This is a genomic window from Isoptericola sp. BMS4 (assembly GCF_011634835.1).
GTDB lineage: Bacteria > Actinomycetota > Actinomycetes > Actinomycetales > Cellulomonadaceae > Isoptericola.
The window spans coordinates 2,853,861-2,877,871 of the sequence record NZ_SIRP01000001.1; the positions used below are offsets into that span (position 1 = coordinate 2,853,861).

The following is a 24,011-nucleotide window of genomic DNA, read 5'->3' on the forward strand; positions in this document are numbered from 1 at the left end:
GCCGTCGCTCAGGCCCCCGGCAGCGCGACGCCCGGCGCGGCCTGGGCCCCGTCGTGCAGAAGGCGCGCGGTCGCGGCGCCCTCCGCCGCGACGCCGCGCCAGTGCTCGCCGAGCCACTGCTCGGCGTCGTACTGCGAGGTGAAGACGGGGCTGACGGCGGCGTCGACCGGCTGACCGGCGGCGTCGTCGAACGCCCACACCCAGCGCGGGCGGATCACGCCGGGCCCCCCGCCGAGGTCCCCGCGGGCCGCCCGGCGATGCTGCCCGCCGCCACCGAGCCGCGCGTGCGGGTCAGGGCGCGGTTGACGCGCGAGGGCCACAGCGGGCCGGAGTAGACGAACGACGTGTAGCCCTGCGTGAGGTCGGCTCCCGCCCGCAGATAGGCGCGCACGTCGTCGGCGCCGGAGATGCCGCCCACGCCGATGATCACCGGGTCGCTGCCGAGCCGCTCACGCAGCCGCGCCACGACCTCCAGCCCGCGCTCGAGCAGGGGCGGCCCCGACAGCCCGCCCGGGCCTCGGTCGTGCCCGATCGTCGTGTTGACGGCGACCACGCCGTCGAGGCCGAGCTCGGCGACCAGGGCGGCGACCTCGTCGACGTCCTCGTCCGCCAGGTCCGGCGCGATCTTCACCAGCAGGGGCGCGCGGCGGACCCCGGCCGCCGCCGTCGCCTCGTCGGCCGCCGACCGCGCGGCCGCGAGGATCGGGCGCAGCTCGGTCGTGGTCTGCAGGTCGCGCAGCCCGGGCGTGTTGGGCGAGGAGACGTTGACGACCAGGTAGTCGGCCCACGGAGCCAGCTCGCGGGCGCAGGCCGCGTAGTCGTCGGAGGCGCGGTCGGCGGGGGTGGTCTTGTTCTTGCCGATGTTCGCCCCGACGACGACGGCCCGCCCGGCCGCCGTGGCGCGCAGCGCCCGCAGCCGCTCCGCCGCCGCGGCCGCGCCGTCGTTGTTGAACCCCATCCGGTTGCGGACGCCCCGCAGGTCGAGCTCGCGCCACATCCGCGGCTTCTCGTTGCCCGGCTGGGGGCGGGGCGTCACTGTGCCGATCTCGACGAAGCCGAACCCGAGCATCGTCAGCCCCCGCACGGCACGCGCGTTCTTGTCGAAGCCGCCCGCCAGGCCGAACGGAGCCGGCACGGTGCGCCCGAGCACCTCGACGCTGCCCGGGCCGCCGTGGCCACGGCCCAGGTAGGGCGCGAGGGCGCCCTGCACGACGTCGCGCAGCACCGGGACCCGCCCCGCGCACGCGATCGCGCGGAACGCGACCTCGTGGGCACGCTCGGGGTCCATGTGGCGGAACACGCCGTTGAACAGCAGGGAGTACGGGCTCATCGGACCTCCGGGTCGGGTGCGGGCGTCGTGCCGGGCGTCGGGGGTTCGGGTGGCGCGCCGCGGTTCCCCGGCCGAGTGTGCCAGAGCCACCACAGCCCGACGAAGGGCAGCACCAGGGGGACGTAGCCGTACCCCTGGCCGAACGACGACCAGACCGTCGTCTCGCCGAACACGTCGGGCGCGACGGCGGAGGCCGTGCCCACCGCCAGCACGCCGACCGCCTCGAACCCGACCGTCACCCAGGCGGTCCGCCGCCAGCCGGTGCCACCCCGGGCCAGCGCGACCGTGGCGAGCACGTAGACCACCGCGGACAGGGTCGACAGTCCGTACGCGACGGGGGCCTCGGCGAACTTCGTGGCCAGCTCGTAGGACGAGCGCCCGACGGCGGCGAAGGCGAGGATCCCGTAGACCGTCACGAGCAGGCGGCCGAAGCCCCGCCCCGTGCGCCCGGGCGTGGTGGTCGCGCTCACGCCGCCGCCTCCCAGATCTGCCACAGGCGCCAGTCGAGGAACGCGACGGTCACCGCGGCGACGGCGAGCACGACCGACGACCACTTGGTGCGCTCGGCGAAGGCCCACGCGGCGGCGACCGGGAGGATCACGAGGGCAGTCGCCACGTAGCCCCAGAACAGGGCGCCGTCGAGCGCGACGTCGCTGGTCGCCTGGCGGACCCCCGCGATGACGGCCTGCACCACGAGGACGGCCTCGATCGCGGCCGCGCCGAACAGCTGGCGCAGGATCACGGCACGGTCGCGGACCACGAACCACAGCGCCCACCCGGCCAGCGCCGCGCACAGCGCGGCCACGAGGATCAGCAGGGGAAACACCACGCCCGCAGACTACCGGCCCACCCGCGCACCGACCCCGCCGGTCCCGCGGCGATACCATCGCCGGGTGGCAGACCTCACCCTGACAGGCAAGAATCCCAGCTCGCTCAAGACCGACGCGCTCGTCGTCGGGACCTGCTCCACCTCCGACGGCGTGGCCGTCGTCGCGGACCAGCTCCCCGCGGACCTCGTCCGGCAGATCGAGGCGCTCGCTCCCCGCCTCCGCCTCACGGGAGCGACGGACGAGGTGCGCACCCTGCCCGCCGGCGACGACGTCAGGGCCGACGTCCTCGTGCTGACGGGACTCGGCGAGCGCGACTCCGACGGCACGTTCCCCCGTGAGACGCTCCGCGCGGCCGCCGGCGCCGCCGTCCGCAGCCTCGCCGGCACCTCGTCGGCCGCGATCGCCCTGCCGGTCGTCGACGAGGACGACCTCGCGGCGGTGGCCGAGGGCGCGCTGCTCGGCGCCTACGCCTACACCCCCTACCGCAGCGGCGAGCCCGCGGCCGAGCGGACGCCGGTCGAGCACGTCGAGATCGTCACGTCGTCCGCGCGGTCCGCCCGCGCCAAGGCCGCCGCGCACCGCGCGGAGATCCTCGCCGCGGCGGTGCACGGCACCCGCGACCTGGTCAACATGCCGCCCAACGACCTGTACCCAGCGGCGTTCGCCGACGCCGCCAAGGCCGCGGTCAAGGAGCTCGGCGCCAAGGGCGTCAAGATCACCGTCCTGGACGACAAGCAGCTCGTCGCCGGCGGCTACGGCGGCATCGCCGGCGTCGGCCAGGGCTCCACCCGCGGGCCCCGCCTGGTCAAGCTCACCTACGCCCCGGCCAAGGCGACGTCGAAGGTCGCCGTCGTCGGCAAGGGCATCACCTTCGACACCGGCGGCATCTCCCTCAAGCCGCCGGCCAGCATGGTCACGATGAAGTCGGACATGGCCGGCGCGGCCGCCGTCCTGCACACGGTGATCGCCGCCGCCCGCCTCGGGCTGCCCGTCGCGGTGACGGGCTACCTGTGCCTCGCGGAGAACATGCCCGGCGGCGCCGCGCAGCGCCCGTCGGACGTCGTGACGATGCGCGGCGGCAAGACCGTCGAGATCACGAACACCGACGCCGAGGGCCGCCTCGTCATGGCGGACGGCCTCGTCGCCGCCGTGGAGGACGGGCACGACGCCGTCCTGGACATCGCGACCCTCACCGGGGCGCAGATGGTGGCGCTCGGCAACCGCACGTCCGGGCTCATGGGGACCGACTCCGTGCGCGACGAGGTCAAGGAGGCCGCCGACGTCGCGGGCGAGGCCTTCTGGCCGATGCCGCTGCCCGGCGAGCTCAAGGCCGGCCTCAAGTCGCTCGTCGCGGACATGGTGAACTCGGCGCCCGACCGCGCGGGCGGCATGCTCTTCGCCGGGCACTTCCTGTCCGAGTTCGTCGGCGACACCCCCTGGGGGCACCTGGACATCGCCGGCCCCTCGTACAACGAGAAGGCGCCGTACGGGTACACCCCGGCCGGCGGCACCGGCGTCGGCGTGCGCACCCTCCTCGCGTTCCTCGAGGGCCGCGCGGAGAGCTGAGCGGGCCGAGCCCCGCGTCGACAACCCGGCGGCACGGCGACGGCGGCGCTCCCCCGCACCGGGGGGGCGCCGCCGTCGCCGTGTCGGGGACCGCCCGGCGGACCGCGCGTCAGCGGCGCCGCTTCGCCCGCTGCGCGCTGTTCCAGTCCCGCATGCGCTGCGGGTAGCCGGTGAACCGCACGTTGTAGACGGGCACGCCGAGCGAGCGCGCCACCTCGAAGCCGGTGCGCTCGTCGGGGACCCGGCGCCGCGTCCACTCCCCCGTGGTCGCCACGAGGAGCACCGTCGCCGGGGTCTGCGCGTTCGGCGGCTCCACGTATGCCTCCACGCCCACCCGCGTCCGGGCGAACTCCTCCAGGTGAGCGACGGTCGCACCCCGCGAGCCGGACGACGGCGCGGCGGCCCCCGACCGTGCGGCGGGACGCCCCCGCAGCCGGTCCAGCACGGTCCTGATCGACATGGTCGTGACACTACCGCCGCGGCGGCCTGGCCGGCTCGACCGACCGCGAGGCCCCACCGACCCGCACACGTCGTCCCCTCGACCCCACCGGATCCCCGCCATGACGTCACCAGATGTTCCCAGCGTCACACCACCGGGACGCCCCGATCGATTGGGGACCCGCCCCCGAAGGTGACAAGATGGCAGGCAGTGACCAGAACGCGGCAACCGGAGAGGTCGCGGACCGGCGAGGGCCGGCCCGCCACGGCACGTCGCCTGACCCACTGATCGAAGGAGACTCCACAGGTCATGTCTGAGAACGTGCAGCTCCCTGCACTCGGCGAGTCCGTCACCGAGGGCACCGTCACCCGGTGGCTCAAGGCCGTCGGGGACACCGTCGAGGTCGACGAGCCCCTGCTCGAGGTCTCCACCGACAAGGTCGACACCGAGATCCCGTCGCCCGTGGCCGGCACCCTGCAGCAGATCCTCGTCGAGGAGGACGAGACGGTCGAGGTCGGCGCCACGCTGGCCGTCGTGGGTGACGGCGAGGGCGCGGGCGACTCCGCCGCCGCCGAGGCCCCGGCTCCCGCCGCCGAGGAGAAGCCCGCCGGGGCTGCCGCCCCGGAGAAGCCGTCCGAGCCGGAGCCGGCTGCCCAGACCCCCTCCGAGCCCGCCGAGAAGCCTGCCGAGGAGCCCGCCGCGGCGCCCGCCGGCGGCGGCGAAGGCACCGAGGTGACCCTGCCCGCGCTGGGCGAATCCGTCACCGAGGGCACCGTCACCCGCTGGCTCAAGAGCGTCGGGGACACCGTCGAGGTCGACGAGGCTCTGCTCGAGGTCTCGACCGACAAGGTCGACACCGAGATCCCGTCGCCGGTCGCCGGCACCATCCAGGAGATCCGCGTCGAGGAGGACGAGACGGTCGAGGTCGGCGCCGTGCTCGCGCTCGTCGGGTCCGGCGCCGCCGCGCCGGCCGCGAAGCCCGCCGAGGCCGCCCCGGCACCGGCCCCCGAGCCGGTCGGCGCGCCGGAGAAGCCGGAGCAGGCCACCCCGGCGCCCGCCGAGGAGAAGCCTGCCCAGCCCGCGCCCGCCGCGGAGACGCCGGCGCAGCCCGCCCCGGCCGCCGCTCCCGCGGCCCCGGCGGCGGCGGCCAACGGCAAGGGCTCCTACCTCACGCCGCTCGTGCGCAAGCTCGCGGCCGAGAAGAACGTGGACGTCTCGACCATCCAGGGCACCGGCGTCGGCGGGCGTATCCGCAAGGAGGACGTCCTCGCCGCCGCCGAGAAGGCCGCAGCGCCGGCGCCCGCCGCCGCGGGGGCCCCGGCCGCCGCGCCGTCGGCCCCGAAGTCCGCCACGATCCCTCCGGTCTCGCCGCTGCGCGGCACCACGGAGAAGATGTCGCGCCTGCGCAAGGTCGTCGCCGAGCGCATGCACGAGGCGCTGCACACGCAGGCCCAGCTCACCACGGCCGTCGAGGTCGACGTGACGAAGGTCGCGAAGCTGCGCAAGGCGGCCAAGGAGTCCTTCAAGGCTCGTGAGGGCGCCAACCTGACGTTCCTGCCCTTCTACACGCTGGCCGCCGTCGAGGCGCTCAAGGCGTTCCCGAAGATCAACGCGTCGATCGACACCGACGCCGGGCAGATCACCTACCACGAGTCGGAGAACGTCGGCATCGCCGTGGACACCGAGCGTGGCCTCGTCGTGCCGGTGATCAAGAACGCCGGGGACCTGAACCTCGCCGGCATCGCCCGCCAGATCGGGGACCTCGGGGCGCGCACGCGGGCCAACAAGGTCAGCCCGGACGAGCTGAGCGGCGCGACGTTCACGATCACGAACACCGGCTCCGGCGGCGCGCTCTTCGACACGCCGATCGTGCCGGTGGGCCAGGTCGCGATCCTCGGCACGGGCACGATCACGAAGAAGCCCGTCGTGGTCACCGCGCCCGACGGCGAGGAGACCATCGCGATCCGGCAGATGGCGTATCTGTTCCTGTCGTACGACCACCGCCTCGTCGACGGCGCGGACGCCGCCCGGTTCCTCACCGCGATCAAGACCCGCATCGAGGAGGGCGCGTTCGAGTCCGAGATCGGTCTCTGACCCGGACTGCGCACGCTCGCACCGAGCATCCACGAGGGGCGCCCCCGGCCATCGGCCGGGGGCGCCCCTCGTGGTCCCGGACACGGCAGGACCACCGAGCACCGAGCACCGAGCACCGAGCACCGAGCACCGAGCACCGAGCACCGGCGAGGCGACGGCCCCTCACCCGACGTCGGACACCCGCCAGCCCTCGCCGGTCCACGCGAGCTCCAGCTCCACGCGGCGTGGCCCCGACGCCGCCACGGACGTCGTCGCGCCGTCTGCCGTGCGCTGCTCGTGCGCGCCGATCTCGTAGTCGACGACGACCGAGGCGGTCCCGTCCCCGCTCCCCGTCACGCGGGTCCCGAGAACCTCCACGCCCACGTCGTGCACGGTCGTGCCGTCGCCGGCGAGGTCGGCCAGCAGCGCCACGTCGGCGTCGTGCGCGGGCGAGCCCGCGAGATCGACCCGGGCCATCGCCTCGGCCGGGTCGGGTACGCCGGGCGGCTCCGCGGTGCCGGACAGCAGCGCGACACGGTGCTCCGTCAGCGCGGCGGCCGCGCCCGCGGGGTCGGTCCGGTCGCGCAGGGCCCGGACCGTGTCGGAGTCCGACCCTGTGCTCGACCGTCCGCCCGACCCTGCGCTCGACTCCGTGTCCGCCGGGGCCGCGGCGCTCGCGGTGGCCTCCTTCGGCCCGGCGGCCGGGGTCGCCGGGGCGGTCGCGTCCGGCGGGTCCGGCTGCCGCACCTGGAGCGCGACCGCCGCGAGCACCGCCACGAGGGCCAGCACGCCGGCGGCACCGGCGAGACGAGGCACGACGCCGGGCACGTGCCGCCGTCCGCCGCCGCGGCGCCTCCCGGCGTTCCGCCGCCCGCGCCCGGCCGCCGCGGGAGCTTCTCCCCCGGTCCGGCGCGGGCGCCGCGCCACCGCCCGCTCCCGCGTCCCCCGCCGCGACGACCGAGAGGGCTGCGGCTCTCGCGCGTCGCCGCCCCGTGGCGTGCCGGACCCCGCACCCAGGGCCGCCGCCACGAGCTGGGCGCGCTCGGGCATCCGCACCGGCTCGGGCGGGACGGTTCCGGCGGCCTGCGCCGCGAGGGTGCCCGCCTCGGGGCGGACACGAGCGTCGGGGGCGAGGGCGGGCGCGAGCACGGCGCGCAGCGCGACGACGTCGTCGCCGTCGCCCGTGCCGAGCAGCTCGTCCGCGAGCGCCGCGAGGCCGTGCACGTCCTCGGCGCACGCGGCCTCCGGCCCGTCCCCGGGCATGCCGGGGTGCTCGAGGCGTGGCCGCAGCAGCGCGGCCCCGTCCGCGGCGAGGCCCACGTCGCCGGCCTCGACCCGACCGTGGGCCAAGCCGGCGCTGTGCAGGGCGGCGAGCCCCTGGGCGAGGCCGACGAGGAGCTCGCCGACCTCGGGCGGGGCGAGCCGTCCGCGGACGGTCAGCAGGGTCGGCAGGTCCGCCACGACACCGGGCCCGCGGGGCACGGCGAGCCGCCCGTCCGGGCGCACGGCCGGTGCGCCCACGGGCTCGACGCGCGGGTGGTCGAGCGCGGCGAGGGTGCGCACCCGCCCGAGCAGGAGGTCGCGGGCGGCGGCGTCGGCGGGGACCGGGATCAGCGCGTCGGTGGGCACCCGCCCATGGAACACCGTCCGGTCGTGCCCGCGCTGCGCTCGTCCACAGGGCTTGACGGGCCCGCGCGGGTCTCAGACGTCGACGCGGGAGCCGCGGCGGGCCGACTCCCGGGCCGCGTCGAGCACCTCGGCGGTCCGCACGGCGTCGGCGGGGTCGACCGGGGCGGGGGCCTCGCCGCGCAGCCACGGGCCGAGTGCGCGGTAGAAGTCGGCGTGCCCGCCCTCGGCGGCGGGCACGGGCTGCCGGTCCCGGCCGCGGGTGAACCATCCGAGGGTCCCGTCCGGGGCGTCGTCGTCGAAGAGCTCGAACGGCGAGGCGTCCTGCTCGAACGTCGTGACGACGTAGGCTCCCGCGGAGCCGAGCACGCGGGTGCGCGGCCCGGGCGCGCCGACGACGGACCCTGCCCACAGGCGGGACACCACGCCGTGGGGGCTCGCGGCGGCCCCGCCGCCGGGCTCGTGCTGCAGCACCAGGAAGACGTCGTCCTCGGTGGGCGTCGTCAGGGCTCGGGTCTGCGCCCACACGGACCGTACGGGCCCGAAGAGGCGGGTGGCGGAGTCGACGAGGTGGGGGCCGAGGTCGAGCAGCAGCCCGCCGCCGGTCGGGTCGTTCTCCTTCCAGCGCTGGCGCGGCGTGGGGCGCCAGCGCTCCCAGCGGCGCTCGAAGGTGTGCACGTCGCCCAGCTCCCCGCGCGCGAGCAGCGCCTCCAGGGTGAGCTGCTCCGGGTCCCACCGCCGGTTCTGGAAGACCGTGAACGGCGTGGCGGTCGCGGCGGCCTCCTCGACGACGGCGCGCGCCTCGTGGGCGTCGACGCCGATGGGCTTGTCCAGGACGAACGGCACCCCGGCGCGGGCGAGCGCGGCCGCGTGCTCGGCGTGCCGTGCCGTGGGGCTCGCGAGGACCACGAGGTCGTAGGTGCCGCGGGCCGCCAGCAGCTCGTCGAGGGTCCGGTGCAGCCGCGCGCCCGGCCAGTCGCCGGCCGCCTGGGTGCGCCGCCCCGGGTCGCGGGTGACGACCGCTGTCACGGGCAGACCGGCTTCGGCCGCGAGGCGCCCGTGGATCTCGCGCCCGGCGCCGCCGTAGCCGACGATCGCGAGCCGGACCCGCGGGTGCTCCCCTCCTCCACGGGCGTCCGCGGTGGTCTCGTCCGTCGCGTCGTCCTCATGCGTGACCATGACGACCATGGTGCCCGACGACGTCCGCAGCGACGTCGTCACCGGGACCGGCGCGCCGCAGCGGCACCCGCTCCCACCACGTCACGCAGCGCCAGAGCCATTCGACCGGCCCGTAGCGGAACCGGCGCAGCCACCACGCGCTCGCGACGGCCTCCAGCACGATGATCAGCAGCACCAGGACGGCGATCGCCCCGCCGTCGTCCAGGCCGTCGATGCCGAGCGGCCCGGCGAGGCCCAGCATCAGTGCCGTGGCGAGCAGGTAGTTCGTCAGGGCCGTGCGTCCCATGGGTGCGAGCGCGGCGCGCAGGGCCCCGCCGGCCCGGGTGCGCAGCAGCAGCACGGTCCCGGTGGCGTACGCGAGGCCGGTGCAGATCCCGACGAGCTGGCCGGTGAGGCTCGACCAGCCCCACGAGAGCGTCGGCACCGAGACGCCGGCCGAGATCGCGCCGATGTACGCGACCGCGACGGCGGTGCAGGTGGCGAACGTCGCGGCGACGCGACCGGGGTGCCGGCCGAGGCCCTCGGGGACACCCCGGCGCGCCAGTCCCAGGCCGAGGACGAGCAGCCCCGGCATCACGCCGTAGCCAGGGACGAGCTGGCCGCCGACGAGCACCAGCGCGACACCCGTCACGCACGCCGCCGTGCCGGTGAGCCACGAGCCGGGAAGCAGGACGACCAGCCCGAGGACCGCGTACACGAGCAGCACCTCCCCCGGATGGACGAGCTGGTGCAGGACTCCGAGGACCGCGAGCGCCGCGAGGCGGCGCGCGAGCACCACGCGCGGGCGGTCGGTCCGGCGTGCGGCGCGGGCCAGGAAGATGCCGGCGGAGACCCCGAACAGCAGCGTGAAGAGGGGCAGGAAGCGCTCGTAGAAGCCGTACCGGACGACGTCGGGCAGCTCGGCGAGGCCGAACCCGATCCCCTCCGGGTACACCTGCGGCAGCACGACCTGCTGGTAGACGTTCACCACGTGGATGCCGCACAGCGCCAGCCCGCGCACGACGTCGAGGTCCTCGATCCGGTTCTCCGATGTCACGCTCCTACCCCACGCCGTTCGGACGCTCTCCTCAAGACGCGCGGGTACGACCAAAGGAGGGGGTCTTTCGCGCGTCCGTGCTGCGCTCGCGCCGGCGGGTACCGGAGGATGGCGGCGATGAGACTTCTGCCGCTCGAGCGGATCGCCGCGGACGTGCTGCTCGGCGCCACCGTGGTCGCCGCCGGCGTGTGGCGCGACGTCCTGCGGGGCGCCGGCACCGACTTCCTGCTGCCGGTGTCGCCCGAGGCGGCGGTCGCCGTCCACGTGGCGTCCGCCGTCGTGCTCGTCGTCCTGCGCCGCCGGCGGCCGCGCGTCTGCGCGCTGGCGCTCGGGGGCCTGTCCGTCGTGGTGCCGTCGTACGCGGCCCTGGTGATGCCCTACTCGGCGGCCCGGTACGGCCGGCGCGGTGCGGCCACGGTGGTGTGCGGCCTCGCCGCGCCGGCAGGCTGGGTCGTCGGCGCCGACCTGTGGGCCGGCGGCGACCCGGTCAGCGGCGTGCTCCTGGCCGCGGCCACGGCGACGGCGGGCCTCTATGCCCGCGGGCGGGCCGAGGCGCTGGAGTGCCTCGAGGAGCAGGTGGTCCGGACGGCGCGCACCGAGGACCGGCGCCGGGTGGCCGCCGACCTGCACGGCGCCGTCACGCACCACGTCACGCTCGCGGTGATGCGGGCCGGTGTGCTCGCGGCGCGCGCCCCCGACGACGCGGTGCGTACGGAGGCCGAGGGCGTGCGCGCGCACGGCGTGCACGCCCTGCGGGAGCTGGGCGACATGGTGGCCGCGCTGTCCGATCCGGCGCCGGGCGCCGGCGTGAGCACGACCCGACCCCCGTCGTGGACGCGGGTCGTCGAGGAGGCCGTCGCCGCGGGCCAGGACGTCACGTCGCACCAGGTCGGTGACGCGCTGGATCCCGGCGACCCCGTGGCCGGGCTGGTCGACGACGCCGTGAGGGAGGCCCTGGCGAACGCCCGCAAGCATGCGGCGGGTGCCGCCGTCGCGGTCCATCTGGCGGTGCGCGCGGCGTCCGTCCGGCTCCTGGTCCGTGACGACGGCGCGGCGGCGGGCGGCCGGGGCCCGGGGACCGGGGCGGGCACGGGCCTGGACCGGCTACGACGAGCCGCGGCCGCGCTGGGCGGGCGGCTGGAGGCGGCACCGACGCCCGAGGGCGGTTTCGAGGTGGACGTGCGCGTGCCGCGCACCGGGGAGGCGTCGTGACCCTCGGAGCGCCGGGCCGCCTCGTCGACGTGCTGCTCGTGGACGACGACCCGCAGGTCTGCGCGCACCTGGCGGCGATGCTGGGCGGCGACGCCGCGCTCCGGGTGGTCGGCCGGGCGCACGACGGCCCGGCCGCGGTCCGCGAGGCGGGCCGGCTGCGCCCCGACGTCGTCCTCCTCGACCTGCGGATGCCGGGCGGGGACGGCCTGGACGCCGTCGCACCGCTCGCGGCGCTCGGAGCCCGGGTGGTGGTCCTCACGGCGTTCGACTCCGGCCGGGACGTCGACGCCGCGCTCCACCACGGCGCCGCCGGCTACGTGCTGAAGTCGAGCGCGCCCCGCGACCTGGTGCACGTGGTGCGTGCCGCGGCGGCCGGCCACCAGGTGCTCGCGCCGCCGGTGGTGCGGCGCCTGTCGCGGCGCACGACGCACGAGGCCGCGCTGGCGGCCATGATCCGACGCACGCTGACGGACCGGGAGCTCGAGACGCTGCGTTCCCTGGCGGCGGGCATGTCGAACGGGCAGATCGCCGACGACCTCGGCATCGGCGTCCCGACCGTCAAGGGCCACGTGTCCGCGCTGGTGCGCAAGCTCGGGTGCTCCAGCCGGCTGCAGGCCGCGCTGCTCGCCCGGGACGCCGGCATCGACCGGGTCTGACTCCTGGGGCGGGTCAGGCGCGGCGCCCGCCCGCGCGGGCGAGGCGCGCCGGCCACCACACCCGGTCCCCGACGTCGTGGACGAGGGCGGGGACGAGGAGGCTGCGGACCACGAGGGTGTCGACCAGCACGCCGAACGCGACGATGAACGCGAGCTGGGCGAGGAAGAGCAGCGGGATGACGCCGAGCGCCGCGAAGGTCGCGGCGAGCACGACTCCGGCGGAGGTGATCACCGACCCGGTGACGGCCAGGCCTCGCAGCACGCCGCGCCGGGTGCCGATCTGCAGGCTCTCCTCGCGCACCCGGGTCATGAGGAAGATCGAGTAGTCCACGCCGAGGGCGACGAGGAAGCAGAACGCGTACAGCGGGACGGACGGGTCGGCGCCGGGGAAGTCGAACACGTGGTTGAACAGGATCGCTGCGACGCCGAGCGCCGAGCCGAACGAGAGCACGTTGGCGGCCATGAGGAGGACGGCCGCCAGGACCGAGCGCAGCAGCAGCATGAGGATGACGAGGATGACCAGGAGCACCACGGGCACGATGACCCGCAGGTCTCGTTGCCCGGCGAGCTGGGTGTCCAGCCTCTCGGCGGCCGCTCCCCCGACGACCGCGTCCGGGGAGACCTCCTGGACGGATTCGCGCAGCGCCTGGACGGTCTCGACGGCTTCCTGGCTGTCGGACGGCGCCTCGGTGGTGACGTCGACGCGGACCTGGTCGTCGACGACGAGCGGGTCGCCCTGGGCGGGCGCACCGGGCGCCGGGGCGGGCTGGTCGGTGACGGGAGTCGCGGCCGCGACTCCGGTGGTGGCTCCGGCGGCGTCGACGACCGCGTCGAGGTCGTCCGCGGGCGCGACGACGGTCGCCGGCTGGGCGGAGACGCCCTCGAAGTGGGAGGTGAGCGCCTCCTCACCGTCGACGGAGTCCACCTGCGTGAGGAACACCTCGGAGTCCCCGGTGCCGTCGGAGTCGAGGGTCGGCACGAAGGCCGCGGCAGCGGCGAGCACGAGTGCGGTGACGATCCAGACGGGCCGGTCGTGCCGGCCGACGAACCCGGCGACGCGCGACCACAGACCGTGGCCGGCGACGGAGACCGCGTTGTCGTCGTCCGGGGCGTCAGCCGCTGCGGGCTGCGCGGCGGGGGCACCGGTGCCGTGCCGGGCGTGGCCGGGACCGTGCGGGACGCGGGGCCAGAAGACCCAGCGGGCGCGGCGTCCGCCGACGAGCAGCAGGGCGGGCAGCAGGGTGAAGGCGGACAGGAAGGCCGCGATGATGCCGATCGCGGCGACCGGGCCGAGGCTGCGGTTGGAGGACAGGTCGGACAGCAGCAGGCACAGCAGCCCGGCGACGACGGTGCCGGCGCTGGCGGCGATGGGCTCGAGGGAGGCGCGCACCGACCGCCGCAGTGCGGTGTAGGTGGAGTCGACGCGGCCGAGCTCCTCGCGGTACCGCGCGACGACGAGCAGCGCGTAGTCCACGGAGGCGCCGACGACGAGGATCGACAGGATGCCCTGGGACTGGCCGTTGAGGACCAGGATGTCGTTGGCGGCGAGGTGATACACCGCGAGCCCGGCGAGGCTCAGGGCCAGGACGGCGTTGATGATGACGACGAAGGGCAGGACGGGTGAGCGGTAGACGAGCGCGAGGATGACCAGCACGGCGCCGAGGGCGACCAGCAGCAGCACGGTGTCGATGGCTCCGAAGGCATTGGTCAGGTCGGCGACGAACCCGGCGGGCCCGGTGACCCACGCGTCGAGACCGGACCCGGCGAGACCGCCGTCGGCCGTGTCCGCCGCGGCGAGGTCGCGCAGCGCGGTGATCGACAGCCCCGCGACGCTGGACTCGTCCGCGCCGACGTCCTCCTGGGCGAGGTCGGCGTCCAGGGAGATCACCACGAGGGCCGCTTCGCCGTCCTCGGAGGGCACGACGACGGGGTCGGCGACGCTCACCTCGCCCACCGTGGCGGGCTCGTCGCCGGAGGTGCCCTCGAGCGGCGAGTCCGGCACGGCGTCGGCGTAGGCCTGGACCTGCCCGAGCTGGGCCTGGGTGAGCGGGGACCCGTCGGGGGTCTCCGCGACGAGCAGGGCGGGCAGGGTGGTGTCGTCGGCGAACTCGGCGGCGAGCTCCGCGGCCCGGGTGGACTCCGCGCTCTCCGGCAGAAACGCCGAGGACTCGTTCGTCTGGACGCTGCTCAGGTTGCCCTGCGCCTGCCCGCCGAAGGCGCCGACGGCGAGCCACACACCGAGGGCTGCCAGAATGATCAGTCCGCGGAGAGCTCCGCCCCACCTATTGCTCAGCATGCTGAGTATCATGACAAACACGGAGATGGGAGTGCAAGTGAGCGACGTCGCGCGATGGCCGGGCGAGCAGGAGCCCGAGCCCACGAGCGAGGACCCGGGTCAGTGGCCCACGGGACGCCTGCTCTTCACCGTCGCGCGCCGCATCGAGAGGGACTGGAACGCACACCTGGCGGCCTGGGAGCTCAACCACGCCGGACACCCCGTCCTCCTGCACCTGCTGGGCGGACCCCTCACCCAGCGGGAGATCGCGGCCCGCAGCGGGGTCACCGAGCAGACCATGAGTCGCATCGTCACGCGCCTCGAGCGTTCCGGGTACGTCACGCGCGACGACGACCCCCGCGACCGCCGTCGTCGCGCCGTCACCATCACCGACCCCGGGCGGCGCGCCGTCCTCGAGGCATCCCGGGTCCAGCCCGCCGAGGACCTGACGTCCCGCGGTCTCGACCCTGCGCAGGTCGAGCAGCTCCGCGCCCTCCTCGTCGCCATGGTCCGGGCCCAGCGGAGCTCCGACGGCGACGTCGACGGCGAGGGTTAGTCTGACCCGATGGACGTCCTCGCGCTGCCCGGGCTGACCGACTACCACGAGGCGTGGGAGCTGCAGCGCCGCGTCCACGCCGAGGTCGTCGCCGGCGAGCGGCCCGACACCCTGATCGTCGTCGAGCACCCCGACGTGTACACCGCCGGGCGGCGCACCCACCGCGACGAACGCCCGACGGACGGCACGCCGGTCGTCGACGTCGACCGCGGCGGCAAGGTCACCTGGCACGGGCCCGGCCAGCAGGTCGTCTACCCGATCCTGCGCCTCGCCGAGCCGGTCGACGTCGTCGCCTACGTCCGTGCCCTCGAGGAGGCCGTCATGGGCGTGTGCGCCCTCCAAGGCCTGGACACGATCCGCGTGGAGGGCCGCACGGGCGTGTGGCTGGCGGCGGACGACACGCGCCGCGAGCGCAAGGTCTGCGCCATCGGCGTGCGCACCGCCAAGGGCGTCACGATGCACGGCATCGCCCTCAACTGCTGCCCGGACCTGAGCCGGTTCGAGACCATCGTGCCGTGCGGCATCACCGACGCGGACGTGACGTCGCTGACGATCGAGACCGGTCGCACCGTCACGCTCGACGAGGTGGTCGCGCCGCTCACCGAGGCGCTGGCCCGCGAGCTCGCTCCGCTGCGGGCCGCGGTGCGCGGTGCCTCTGGTGTCTCTGGTGTCTCTCGTGCCGCCGGTGTTGCTGAGGTCACGTCCAGGCCGTGAGAGTCGGGGTCCTCCGGCGCGCGGCTCTCACGTAGTCTGACGACGTCCGGCGCGGCACATCGGGCCAGCACAGACCCGCCCCGCCGGGCGTCCACCTGCTCGACGACGACCGGGAGACACCCGTGACGATCGCACCCGAGGGCCGCCGCATGCTGCGCATCGAGGCCCGCAACGCCGAGACGCCCATCGAGAAGAAGCCCGAGTGGATCAAGACGAAGGCCGTGATGGGCCCGGAGTACCGGGACCTCAAGGGCCTGGTCAAGGGCGAGGGCCTGCACACGGTGTGCGAGGAAGCGGGCTGTCCCAACATCTTCGAGTGCTGGGAGGACCGCGAGGCCACGTTCCTCATCGGTGGCGACCAGTGCACCCGCCGGTGCGACTTCTGCCAGATCGACACGGGCAAGCCGGCCGAGTTCGACGCCGACGAGCCGCGCCGCGTCGCCGAGTCCGTGCGCACGATGGGCCTGAAGTACTCGACGGTCACCGGCGTCGCCCGTGACGACCTGCCGGACGGCGGCGCCTGGCTGTACGCCGAGACGGTGCGCCAGATCCACGCCCTCAACCCCGGCACGGGCGTCGAGCTGCTCATCCCGGACTTCAACGCGATCCCGGAGCTCCTGGACCAGGTCAACGAGTCGCGCCCCGAGGTGATGGCGCACAACGTCGAGACGGTGCCGCGGATCTTCAAGCAGATCCGCCCCGCCTTCCGCTACGAGCGGTCGCTGTCGGTGCTGACCCGGGCCCGCGACGCCGGCCTCATCACCAAGTCGAACCTCATCCTCGGCATGGGCGAGACCATCGACGAGGCGCGCGAGGCGCTGGTCGACCTGCACGAGGCCGGGTGCGACCTCATCACCATCACCCAGTACCTGCGCCCGTCGGTGCGCCACCACCCGGTCGAGCGCTGGGTGCGGCCCGAGGAGTTCGTCGAGCTGTCGCAGGCGGCGGAGGAGATCGGCTTCCTCGGCGTCATGGCGGGTCCCCTCGTGCGGTCGTCCTACCGCGCGGGGCGCCTCTGGGGCCAGGCGATGACCAAGCACGGGCGGCCGATCCCCGAGGCCCTGTCCCACCTGGCCGAGCCGACGACGGCACGCCAGGAGGCGGCGAGCCTGCTCTCGCCCACCACCCACTGACCACACCCGCCCGCCCACTAGACTGGACCACCATGGCCCGCTCCAAGTCCGACGCCGACGCGCCCGCAGAGGGCACCGGCAAGCAGAAGAAGCCGAAGAAGCAGCGCTGGTACCACCAGGTGTGGGCCGCGTACCAGATGACGCGCAAGCAGGACCCGACCGTCACCTGGGTGATCCTCGGCGTCTTCGTCGGCGTCCTCGCGGTCGCGCTGATCCTCGGGCTGGTCTTCGACGCCCCCGTATACGCGACGATCGTCGGGCTGCCGTTCGCGCTCCTCGCCTCGATGTTCACCCTGACCCGCAAGGCGGAGAAGGCGGCGTACACGCAGATCGCCGGGCAGCCCGGAGCCGCGCGTGCCGCGCTCGGCACGGTGCGCGGCGGCTGGGTGTTCGACGACGAGCCGGTCGCGATCAACCCGCGCACCCAGGACTTCATCTTCCGTGGGGTGGGTCGTCCCGGCGTCGTGCTCGTCAGCGAGGGCCCGTCGCACCGGGTCACCAAGATGCTGGAGGACGAGCGCCGGAAGGTCTCCCGCGTGCTGCCGAACGTGCCGGTCACGCTGGTCCAGTGCGGCGACGGCGAGGGCCAGGTGCCCCTGCCGAAGGTGGCCCGCAAGGTGCAGAAGCTCAAGCGCACGCTCACCAAGCCCGAGGCCGACCAGGTGCGCAAGCGCCTCAAGGCGCTCGGCGGGGCCCGCCTGCCGATCCCGAAGGGCGTCGACCCGATGCGGGCGCGCCCCGACCGCAAGGGGATGCGCGGCCGCTGACCGCGACCCGGCAACACGACGAGCCCCCGGCGCCTGACGGCGCCGGGGGCTCGTCGTGTCACGGCCGGGTCAGGTCACGGCCGGGTCAGCGCGACGGCCAGGTCATCTCCGACCCCAGCCGTCACCGCCGGACGATGACGGTGCCGGCGGCGCGGTCGTGAAGGCCTCGCCCGTCGGAGGCCCACACGACGGCGGGGATGACCAGGCACAGCAGCACGGTGCGGACCGCGCCGCGCGCGAAGCCGACCAGGACTCCGGCCGGGGCACCGAGCACCCGCACCTGCAGGCCGAGGATCCGGTGCCCGAGAGTGAACCCGACCGTGCTCACCAGCAGGAGGTTCTCCAGGGCGAAGATGCCCAGGGTCGCCCACGAGTTCGCGTCGGCGAGCAGGTAGCTGATGAGCATGGCCACGAGCCAGTCGAGGACGAGCGCGACCAGCCGGCGGGACAGCGGCGCCGGCGACCCCGGGCCGGACTCGGGCAGGCCCAGGCGCTCGGCTGACGACCCGCCGGGCCCCGCCCCGGAGCCGCCCTCGAGCCACGACCCCATGTCCTCGCGTGATGGCATGGTGCCAGCCTACGTCGGGCGCTCCCTGCGCCTGAGCCGCCGTCCCGCGTCATCTGCCGGACGGTCCCGACCGCCGCACCACCCCGTGTGTAACATGCCGGAAACACCGGGGCCATGCCAGGGTAACGACTCCCTTCTAGCGTCGGGCACGCCGACCCACGGCCCCTCACCGCGGCACGTCCGCGCGGTATGTCCGAGCGGTAAGTCCAGCAAGGAGCGCACGCATGTTCACCAACGCCGACGAGGCCATCGCCTATACCCGTCGTGAGGGGGTGGAGTTCATCGACGTCCGGTTCATCGACCTGCCGGGCGTGATGCAGCACTTCAACATCCCCGTCGAGCAGTTCGACGAGGACTCGTTCACCGACGGCCTCATGTTCGACGGGTCCTCGATCCGCGGCTTCCAGGCGATCCACGAGTCGGACATGAAGCTCGTGCCGGACGTCACCACCGCGTACCTGGACCCGTTCCGCAAGCGCAAGACGCTCATCATGAACTTCTCGATCGTGGACCCGTTCACGGACGAGCCGTACTCCCGCGACCCGCGCACCATCGCCGCCAAGGCCGAGGCGTACCTGCGCTCCACCGGCATCGCGGACACCGCGTTCTTCGCGCCCGAGGCCGAGTTCTACATCTTCGACGACGTGCGCTTCAAGACCGCGTCGAACGAGGGGTACTACCACATCGACTCCGTCGAGGCCGCGTGGAACACCGGTCGCGAGGAGGAGGGCGGCAACCTCGGGTACAAGACGCGGTACAAGGGTGGCTACTTCCCCGTCTCCCCGAACGACCAGTTCGCGGACCTGCGTGACGACATCTGCGCCGCGCTCGCCGAGGTCGGCCTCGACGTCGAGCGCGCGCACCACGAGGTGGGCACCGCCGGTCAGCAGGAGATCAACTACAAGTTCAACACCCTGCTGCACTCCGCCGACGACCTGATGAAGTTCAAGTACGTCGTCAAGAACGTCGCCTGGCAGGCGGGCAAGTCCGTCACCTTCATGCCGAAGCCGATCTTCGGCGACAACGGCTCGGGCATGCACTCCCACCAGTCCCTGTGGCTGAACGGCGACCCGCTGTTCTACGACGAGAAGGGCTACGGTGGCCTCTCGGACACGGCCCGCTGGTACATCGGCGGCCTGCTCAAGCACGCCCCGTCGCTGCTGGCCTTCACCAACCCGTCGGTGAACTCCTACCACCGCCTGGTCCCCGGCTACGAGGCCCCGGTCAACCTGGTCTACTCGGCCCGCAACCGCTCCGCGTGCATCCGCATCCCGGTCACCGGCTCCTCGCCGAAGGCCAAGCGCGTCGAGTTCCGCGTGCCGGACCCGTCGGCCAACCCGTACCTGGCGTTCGCCGCCCAGCTCCTCGCGGGCCTCGACGGCATCAAGAACCGCATCGAGCCCCCGGCGCCGGTCGACAAGGACCTGTACGAGTTGCCCCCGGAGGAGCACGCGCAGATCGCCCAGGTCCCCGCCTCGCTCGGCGAGGCCCTCGACAACCTCGAGCGCGACCACGAGTTCCTCACCCAGGGCGACGTCTTCTCCGAGGACCTCATCGCCACCTGGATCGACTACAAGCGCTCCAACGAGATCGACCCGATCCGGCTGCGCCCGCACCCGCACGAGTTCGAGCTCTACTACGACATCTGATCGGCGGCCCGCGTAGGGCCTGACCGGGTCACCGAAACGGCGGCTGACCTGCACGGACGTCAATCGACGTTGTGCAGCGTCGGTCGCCGTTTCGCATGCTCCCGTGTCACGGATGCGTCATCCCCCAGACGATGCCGCGGTGCACGCTCGCCCGTAGGGACCGCCGCGGCGAGTTGTACCATCTGGTACATGCTGACCATCGAACGTGTCATCCACGCCGCACGGAACCACGTCTGGGACTTCCTCGGCGACCTCGAGGCGTGGGCCGGGATGCTCCCGACCGTCGACGAGATCGAGCGCGTCGACGGCGTCGGCCCGATCGCCGTCGGCTCCCGGTTCCGCGTCAGGCAGCCGGGGCTCGCCGAGGCGACGTACGAGATCACCGAGTGGCAGCCGGGCCGCGCCTTCACCTGGCAGGCCCCGCTGCGCGGCGTCCGCACCGTGGCGACCCACCACCTCCGCGACCACGATTCCGGGAGTGAGCTCACGCTCGGGATCGCGTGGCACGGACCACTCGCCGGACCGGTACGCCTGACCTTCCGCCGGAAGACGCTCCGCTTCCTCGACGCGGAGGCGGCCACGCTCGCGCGGCTCGCCGAGGCGCGCCCGTGAGCACAGCGCGAGACGCACTGCTGCAACGTGCGGTGGCATGGTTCGGAGAGCACGGCGTGGGCGACACCAGCATGCGGGCCCTGGCCGCCGCACTGGGCACCAGTCACCGGATGCTGCACTACCACTTCGGCTCTAGGGAAGGACTGCTCGGCGCCGTGATGGAGCACGTCGAGCACAGCGAACGCGACGAGCTCGCCCACATCACCACGTCGGACGACGACCCCCTGGGTGCCGCGCTCAACCTGTGGCACCGTATCGCCGACGCCGCCGAGACCTTCGCCCCGCTCTTCTTCGAGCTGTCCAGCCACGCGATGCTCGGGCATGAGTACGCCCAGCCGTGGCGTGCCTGGGTCGCCGGCTGGACCGCCGTCACCACCTCCTTCTACGAGAAGGCGGGCGCCGCACCCGGAGAGGCCGAGACGCTCGCCCGGCTGTCCCTGGCCCAGACCCGCGGCCTGCTTTTCGAGGTCGCGCTCACGGGCGACCGGAGCGCGGCCGACGTGGCCATGGCGCGCTTCGTCGCCATGATGCGGGCGGCGCTGCCGGACAGCAGCACACGTGGAGCCGCGAGCGAGGAGTGACACCGCCATGAACGTGGCGTCGTCTCGAGACGACCGGAGGCCCAGCAGGCCCCTACCGGTGCGCCGCGGCGGCGTCGCGGATCGCGGTGCGGGTCGCTCCGTGGACGGCAGGCAGGGCCACGCGCGACGCCCATGGCGCGCCGCGAACGTCTCGGGGAAAACGCAGCCGGCGGAGGAGGTAGAGCTCCTCGATGTCGTCGAGCGTGAGCCCGACGACGAAGACCCCCCGGCGGCGCGACTCCACCAGCCCTCGGCCTCGGCTCGCCGGACGGGACGCAAGCCTCCAGGTCACGCCGTGCGCACGGCCCTCGCCATGGGCCAGACTGAGCACCGCACCCGACCCGAGGAGGCCCCGTGACACGCATCGTCGACGTCGCCCGGCGCGCAGGCGTGTCCACGGCGACCGTCTCGCGCGTGCTCAACGGGAAGTCCGTGCGCCCCGCGCTCGCCGCCGCCGTGCACGACGCCGTCGCGGAGCTCGGGTACACCCCGGACCGCACGGCACGGTCGCTGCGGCGGCGGCACAGCGAGACCGTCGCCCTCGTGCTGCCCGACGTCGAGAACCCCTTCTTCACCGCCGTGGCGCGCGGGGTGGAGGACGCGGCGCTCGCGGCGGGGTACTCGGTCGTGCTGTGCAACACCGACGACCGCGCCGACAAGGAGGACCTCTATCTCACCGTCGCGGACGTCGAGAACATGGCGGGCGTCGTCCTCGCCCCGGCGGACGCCCACCCGGCGATCGACCGACTGGTGGAGCGCGGCAGGAGCGTCGTCGTCATCGACCGGCGCGTCGCCCACGACGTCGACCAGGTGACCTTCGACAACCGGGCGCTCGGCCACCGGGCCGCGACCGCGCTCCTCGACCGCGGCTTCCGCCGCATCGCGTGCGTGACGGGCCCCGCGACGACGAGCACGGCCGTCGACCGGGCCGAGGGCTGGCGCGCCGCCCTGCACGACGCGGGCCTCGCCGCGGACGACGACCTGCTCGTGCACGCGAACTTCCGCGTCGACGGCGGCTACGACGCGATCGGCACCCTGCTCGGGCGGTCACCCGCCCCCGACGCCGTCGTGGCGACCAACAACCTCGCCGGCGTCGGGGTGCTGCGCGCGCTCGCTGACCGGCACGGCGGCCCCGTGCCCGCGCCGGCCGGCGACGGACCCGACGGCCCGGGGCTGGGCGTGGGCGTCATCGGCGACCTGCCGTTCGCGACCTCGCGGACGTCGGACGTCGCCCTGGTCCCGCTCAACCCGCGCGGACTCGGCACGACGGCGGCACGCCTGCTGCTCGAGCGGATCGCGGGGAGCGACGCCCCGGCACGCCACCTCGTCCAGGAGATCGGGGACGGCACCGATGCCGTGGCCCCGGCCCGCCCGGCCTGACCACCCGCTTCCCCCCGCTCTCCCGACGCCGCACCTCGGGGCCACCGGCCGGGCCCGCCCGCCGACCACGGCACGCACCGCACTTGCACGCTGTAATCGATTACTGGCAGGCTGGGTACCCGTCCGTCGCCCCGAAGGAGCCGCCTCGTGACCACTCCCGCCTACGCCGTCCCCGCCCTCCCGGAGCCACCGGCCGCCCCCGCGCGCACCGCCTACCTCGTGGCGTCCGGCGACCTGCGCGAGTCCGCGAACGTCGCCGGCTGGCCCACCCAGGTGGGCCTGGAGCGGATCCTCACCGCCGCGTTCGCCGCGCACGGCTGGGCCCTGGAGCGCGGCCACGACGTCGACCCCGTCACCGGGCACGGGTTCATCAGCTCCCAGCGCATGGGCATGACCGTCTTCGCCTCGATCCCGCCCGACGCGCCGCTCGTCGTCGCCGAGGCGGTGTGGCAGTACAGCCACCACGTGCTCGCCGGCCTGCGCACCCACCGCGGCCCGATCCTCACCGCCGCGAACTTCGCCGGCGACTGGCCCGGCCTCGTCGGCCTGCTGGGCCTCAACGCCGGCCTGACGAAGATGGGCCGGGAGTACTCCACGGTCTGGACCGTCGACGGCACCGACGCGTGGTTCCGCGACGCGATCGGCGAGTGGGTCACCACCGGCCGGGTCACCCACGACGACTCCCACGTCCATGCGCTGCCCGCCCTGCCCGGCACCCCCGAGACGCGGCTCGGGGAGGCGCTCGCCGCCCAGCTGCTCCGGGAGAAGGCGATCATCGGCGTCTTCGACGAGGGCTGCATGGGCATGTACAACGCGATCTTCGACGACGAGCTCCTGGCCGGCATCGGCATCTACAAGGAGCGGCTGTCCCAGTCCGCGCTGTGGGCCGAGATGCAGCGGGTGGGCGACGCCGAGGCCGACGAGGTGCAGCGGTGGCTGGAGGACGCCGGCATGACGTTCCGCCTCGGCACCGACGAGGCCACCGAGCTCACGCCCGCCCAGCTGCGCTGGCAGCACAAGATGTACGTCGCGGCCCTGCGCATCGCGGACGACTTCGGCCTCGACGCCGTCGGCATCCAGTACCAGCAGGGCCTCAAGGACCTCTCCCCCGCCTCCGACCTCGCCGAGGGCCTGCTCAACAACACCCGGCGCCCGCCCGTGCGCTCGCGCGACGGCGCGCGCGTGCTGTGGGAGGGTCGGGCGTTCCCGCACTTCAACGAGGCGGACGAGGGCGTGGCCGTCGACGCGCTGGTGACCCACCGGCTCTGGACCGCGATGGGCCTCGACCCCGCGACCACGCTGCACGACGTGCGCTGGGGCGAGGAGTACGACGGGCAGTTCGTCTGGGTCCTGGAGATCTCCGGCTCCGTGCCGCCCTCCCACCTCGAGGGCGGGTACGCCGGCGCCGAGGGCTGGCGTCAGGACCCCGTGTTCTTCCCCGCCGGCGGCTCCACGATCAACGGCGTCTCCAGGCCCGGCGAGATCGTCTGGTCCCGCGTCTACATCGCGGACGGGCGCCTGCAGGTCGACCTCGGCCGCGCGACCGCGGTCCGCCTCCCCGACGCCGAGACGCTGCGCCGCAAGCAGGCCACCAACCCCGAGTGGCCGATCATGCACGCGGTGCTCCACGGCGTCACCCGCGACCAGTTCATGGCCCGGCACAAGGCCAACCACCTCAACGTGGCCTACGCCCCCGACGCCGCGACGGCCGACAAGGCGCTGGAGGCCAAGGCGGCGCTCTTCGCCGGTCTCGGGATGCCCGTCCACCTGTGCGGCGACACGGCCCTGACCGCCGGGGGCGGCGGGCGCTGACCCCTCCGGGCCCGGGC

General features: G+C 74.5%; 23 protein-coding genes. 13 read left to right on the plus strand and 10 right to left on the minus strand.

Annotated elements, in window-relative coordinates; translation table 11 throughout:
* Positions 1 to 8: 8 nt before the first annotated feature.
* Genes EYB28_RS12845 through EYB28_RS12860 form a run of 4 tightly spaced genes read right to left on the minus strand, consistent with a single transcriptional unit; the run spans position 9 to position 2,159 of the window.
* Positions 9 to 218: a hypothetical protein gene (locus EYB28_RS12845; protein ID WP_166848495.1), complete on the minus strand. Its 210-nt coding sequence runs from the start codon at positions 216 to 218 to the stop codon at positions 9 to 11.
* Positions 215 to 1,330, minus strand: a complete 1,116-nt coding sequence (locus EYB28_RS12850) for a quinone-dependent dihydroorotate dehydrogenase (RefSeq protein ID WP_166848498.1) — start codon at positions 1,328 to 1,330, stop codon at positions 215 to 217. The genes EYB28_RS12845 and EYB28_RS12850 overlap by 4 nt, the downstream gene beginning before the upstream one ends.
* A complete protein-coding gene (locus EYB28_RS12855) occupies positions 1,327 to 1,800 on the minus strand; it encodes a hypothetical protein (protein WP_240930545.1) in 474 nt (157 codons plus the stop codon). The genes EYB28_RS12850 and EYB28_RS12855 overlap by 4 nt, the downstream gene beginning before the upstream one ends.
* Positions 1,797 to 2,159, minus strand: coding sequence for a hypothetical protein (locus tag EYB28_RS12860; RefSeq protein WP_166848500.1), 363 nt, complete (start codon positions 2,157 to 2,159; stop codon positions 1,797 to 1,799). Before EYB28_RS12860 ends, EYB28_RS12855 begins: the two co-directional genes overlap by 4 nt.
* Before the next feature lie 64 nt (positions 2,160 to 2,223).
* Between EYB28_RS12860 and EYB28_RS12865 the strand changes: the two genes are divergently transcribed.
* The gene (locus tag EYB28_RS12865) at positions 2,224 to 3,726 is read left to right on the plus strand and encodes a leucyl aminopeptidase (RefSeq protein WP_166848502.1); all 1,503 of its coding nucleotides are present in this window, start codon (positions 2,224 to 2,226) and stop codon (positions 3,724 to 3,726) included.
* 109 nt (positions 3,727 to 3,835) lie between these two features.
* Here EYB28_RS12865 and EYB28_RS12870 read toward each other — a convergent pair whose 3' ends face one another.
* Positions 3,836 to 4,186, minus strand: coding sequence for an oxidoreductase (locus EYB28_RS12870; protein ID WP_166848504.1), 351 nt, complete (start codon positions 4,184 to 4,186; stop codon positions 3,836 to 3,838).
* 288 nt (positions 4,187 to 4,474) lie between these two features.
* Here EYB28_RS12870 and sucB point away from each other — a divergent pair, with 288 nt between their 5' ends.
* The gene (gene sucB / locus EYB28_RS12875) at positions 4,475 to 6,259 is read left to right on the plus strand and encodes a 2-oxoglutarate dehydrogenase, E2 component, dihydrolipoamide succinyltransferase (RefSeq protein ID WP_166848506.1); all 1,785 of its coding nucleotides are present in this window, start codon (positions 4,475 to 4,477) and stop codon (positions 6,257 to 6,259) included.
* Between the two features lie 162 nt (positions 6,260 to 6,421).
* Here the strand turns inward: sucB and EYB28_RS12880 are convergent, their stop codons facing one another.
* The 3 genes from EYB28_RS12880 to EYB28_RS12890 all read right to left on the minus strand — a co-directional run bounded on the left by EYB28_RS12880 (position 6,422) and on the right by EYB28_RS12890 (position 10,079).
* Positions 6,422 to 7,867: a hypothetical protein gene (locus EYB28_RS12880; RefSeq protein WP_166848508.1), complete on the minus strand. Its 1,446-nt coding sequence runs from the start codon at positions 7,865 to 7,867 to the stop codon at positions 6,422 to 6,424.
* A 72-nt stretch (positions 7,868 to 7,939) separates the two neighbouring features.
* Entirely contained in the window at positions 7,940 to 9,043 is a 1,104-nt protein-coding gene (locus tag EYB28_RS12885) for a Gfo/Idh/MocA family oxidoreductase (protein WP_166848510.1), read from the minus strand.
* Positions 9,030 to 10,079 (minus strand): DUF418 domain-containing protein, encoded by a 1,050-nt coding sequence (locus tag EYB28_RS12890; protein ID WP_166848512.1) that lies wholly within the window; start codon positions 10,077 to 10,079, stop codon positions 9,030 to 9,032. The genes EYB28_RS12885 and EYB28_RS12890 overlap by 14 nt, the downstream gene beginning before the upstream one ends.
* A 117-nt stretch (positions 10,080 to 10,196) precedes the next feature.
* Here EYB28_RS12890 and EYB28_RS12895 point away from each other — a divergent pair, with 117 nt between their 5' ends.
* Positions 10,197 to 11,291 carry a sensor histidine kinase gene (locus EYB28_RS12895; protein WP_166848513.1) on the plus strand — a complete coding sequence of 365 codons (1,095 nt, stop codon included), beginning with the start codon at positions 10,197 to 10,199 and terminating at the stop codon, positions 11,289 to 11,291.
* Positions 11,288 to 11,947 carry a response regulator transcription factor gene (locus tag EYB28_RS12900; protein WP_240930546.1) on the plus strand — a complete coding sequence of 220 codons (660 nt, stop codon included), beginning with the start codon at positions 11,288 to 11,290 and terminating at the stop codon, positions 11,945 to 11,947. The genes EYB28_RS12895 and EYB28_RS12900 overlap by 4 nt, the downstream gene beginning before the upstream one ends.
* Before the next feature lie 13 nt (positions 11,948 to 11,960).
* Here EYB28_RS12900 and EYB28_RS12905 read toward each other — a convergent pair whose 3' ends face one another.
* Positions 11,961 to 14,243 carry an MMPL family transporter gene (locus EYB28_RS12905; protein WP_240930547.1) on the minus strand — a complete coding sequence of 761 codons (2,283 nt, stop codon included), beginning with the start codon at positions 14,241 to 14,243 and terminating at the stop codon, positions 11,961 to 11,963.
* Between the two features lie 37 nt (positions 14,244 to 14,280).
* Between EYB28_RS12905 and EYB28_RS12910 the strand changes: the two genes are divergently transcribed.
* The 4 genes from EYB28_RS12910 to EYB28_RS12925 all read left to right on the plus strand — a co-directional run bounded on the left by EYB28_RS12910 (position 14,281) and on the right by EYB28_RS12925 (position 17,392).
* Positions 14,281 to 14,778: a MarR family winged helix-turn-helix transcriptional regulator gene (locus EYB28_RS12910; RefSeq protein WP_240930548.1), complete on the plus strand. Its 498-nt coding sequence runs from the start codon at positions 14,281 to 14,283 to the stop codon at positions 14,776 to 14,778.
* Between the two features lie 9 nt (positions 14,779 to 14,787).
* The gene (lipB, locus tag EYB28_RS12915; protein ID WP_166848519.1) at positions 14,788 to 15,492 is read left to right on the plus strand and encodes a lipoyl(octanoyl) transferase LipB; all 705 of its coding nucleotides are present in this window, start codon (positions 14,788 to 14,790) and stop codon (positions 15,490 to 15,492) included.
* A gap of 122 nt (positions 15,493 to 15,614) precedes the next feature.
* A complete protein-coding gene (gene lipA / locus EYB28_RS12920) occupies positions 15,615 to 16,625 on the plus strand; it encodes a lipoyl synthase (RefSeq protein ID WP_166848522.1) in 1,011 nt (336 codons plus the stop codon).
* A gap of 32 nt (positions 16,626 to 16,657) precedes the next feature.
* The gene (locus EYB28_RS12925; RefSeq protein WP_166848525.1) at positions 16,658 to 17,392 is read left to right on the plus strand and encodes a DUF4191 domain-containing protein; all 735 of its coding nucleotides are present in this window, start codon (positions 16,658 to 16,660) and stop codon (positions 17,390 to 17,392) included.
* 121 nt (positions 17,393 to 17,513) lie between these two features.
* Here EYB28_RS12925 and EYB28_RS12930 read toward each other — a convergent pair whose 3' ends face one another.
* Positions 17,514 to 17,960, minus strand: a complete 447-nt coding sequence (locus EYB28_RS12930; RefSeq protein ID WP_166848528.1) for an RDD family protein — start codon at positions 17,958 to 17,960, stop codon at positions 17,514 to 17,516.
* Positions 17,961 to 18,184: 224 nt separating this feature from the next.
* Here EYB28_RS12930 and glnA point away from each other — a divergent pair, with 224 nt between their 5' ends.
* From glnA to EYB28_RS12960, 5 genes are all read left to right on the plus strand, one after another.
* A complete protein-coding gene (glnA, locus tag EYB28_RS12935) occupies positions 18,185 to 19,609 on the plus strand; it encodes a type I glutamate--ammonia ligase (RefSeq protein ID WP_166848531.1) in 1,425 nt (474 codons plus the stop codon).
* A 189-nt stretch (positions 19,610 to 19,798) separates the two neighbouring features.
* Positions 19,799 to 20,221: an SRPBCC family protein gene (locus EYB28_RS12940; RefSeq protein ID WP_166848534.1), complete on the plus strand. Its 423-nt coding sequence runs from the start codon at positions 19,799 to 19,801 to the stop codon at positions 20,219 to 20,221.
* Positions 20,218 to 20,802: a TetR/AcrR family transcriptional regulator gene (locus EYB28_RS12945; RefSeq protein ID WP_255461522.1), complete on the plus strand. Its 585-nt coding sequence runs from the start codon at positions 20,218 to 20,220 to the stop codon at positions 20,800 to 20,802. Before EYB28_RS12940 ends, EYB28_RS12945 begins: the two co-directional genes overlap by 4 nt.
* Before the next feature lie 354 nt (positions 20,803 to 21,156).
* Positions 21,157 to 22,182 (plus strand): LacI family DNA-binding transcriptional regulator, encoded by a 1,026-nt coding sequence (locus EYB28_RS12955; RefSeq protein WP_166848542.1) that lies wholly within the window; start codon positions 21,157 to 21,159, stop codon positions 22,180 to 22,182.
* Between the two features lie 147 nt (positions 22,183 to 22,329).
* Complete coding sequence (locus tag EYB28_RS12960; RefSeq protein ID WP_166848545.1) at positions 22,330 to 23,994, plus strand: fucose isomerase; 1,665 nt, start codon at positions 22,330 to 22,332, stop codon at positions 23,992 to 23,994.
* The last annotated feature ends 17 nt before the right edge of the window (positions 23,995 to 24,011 follow it).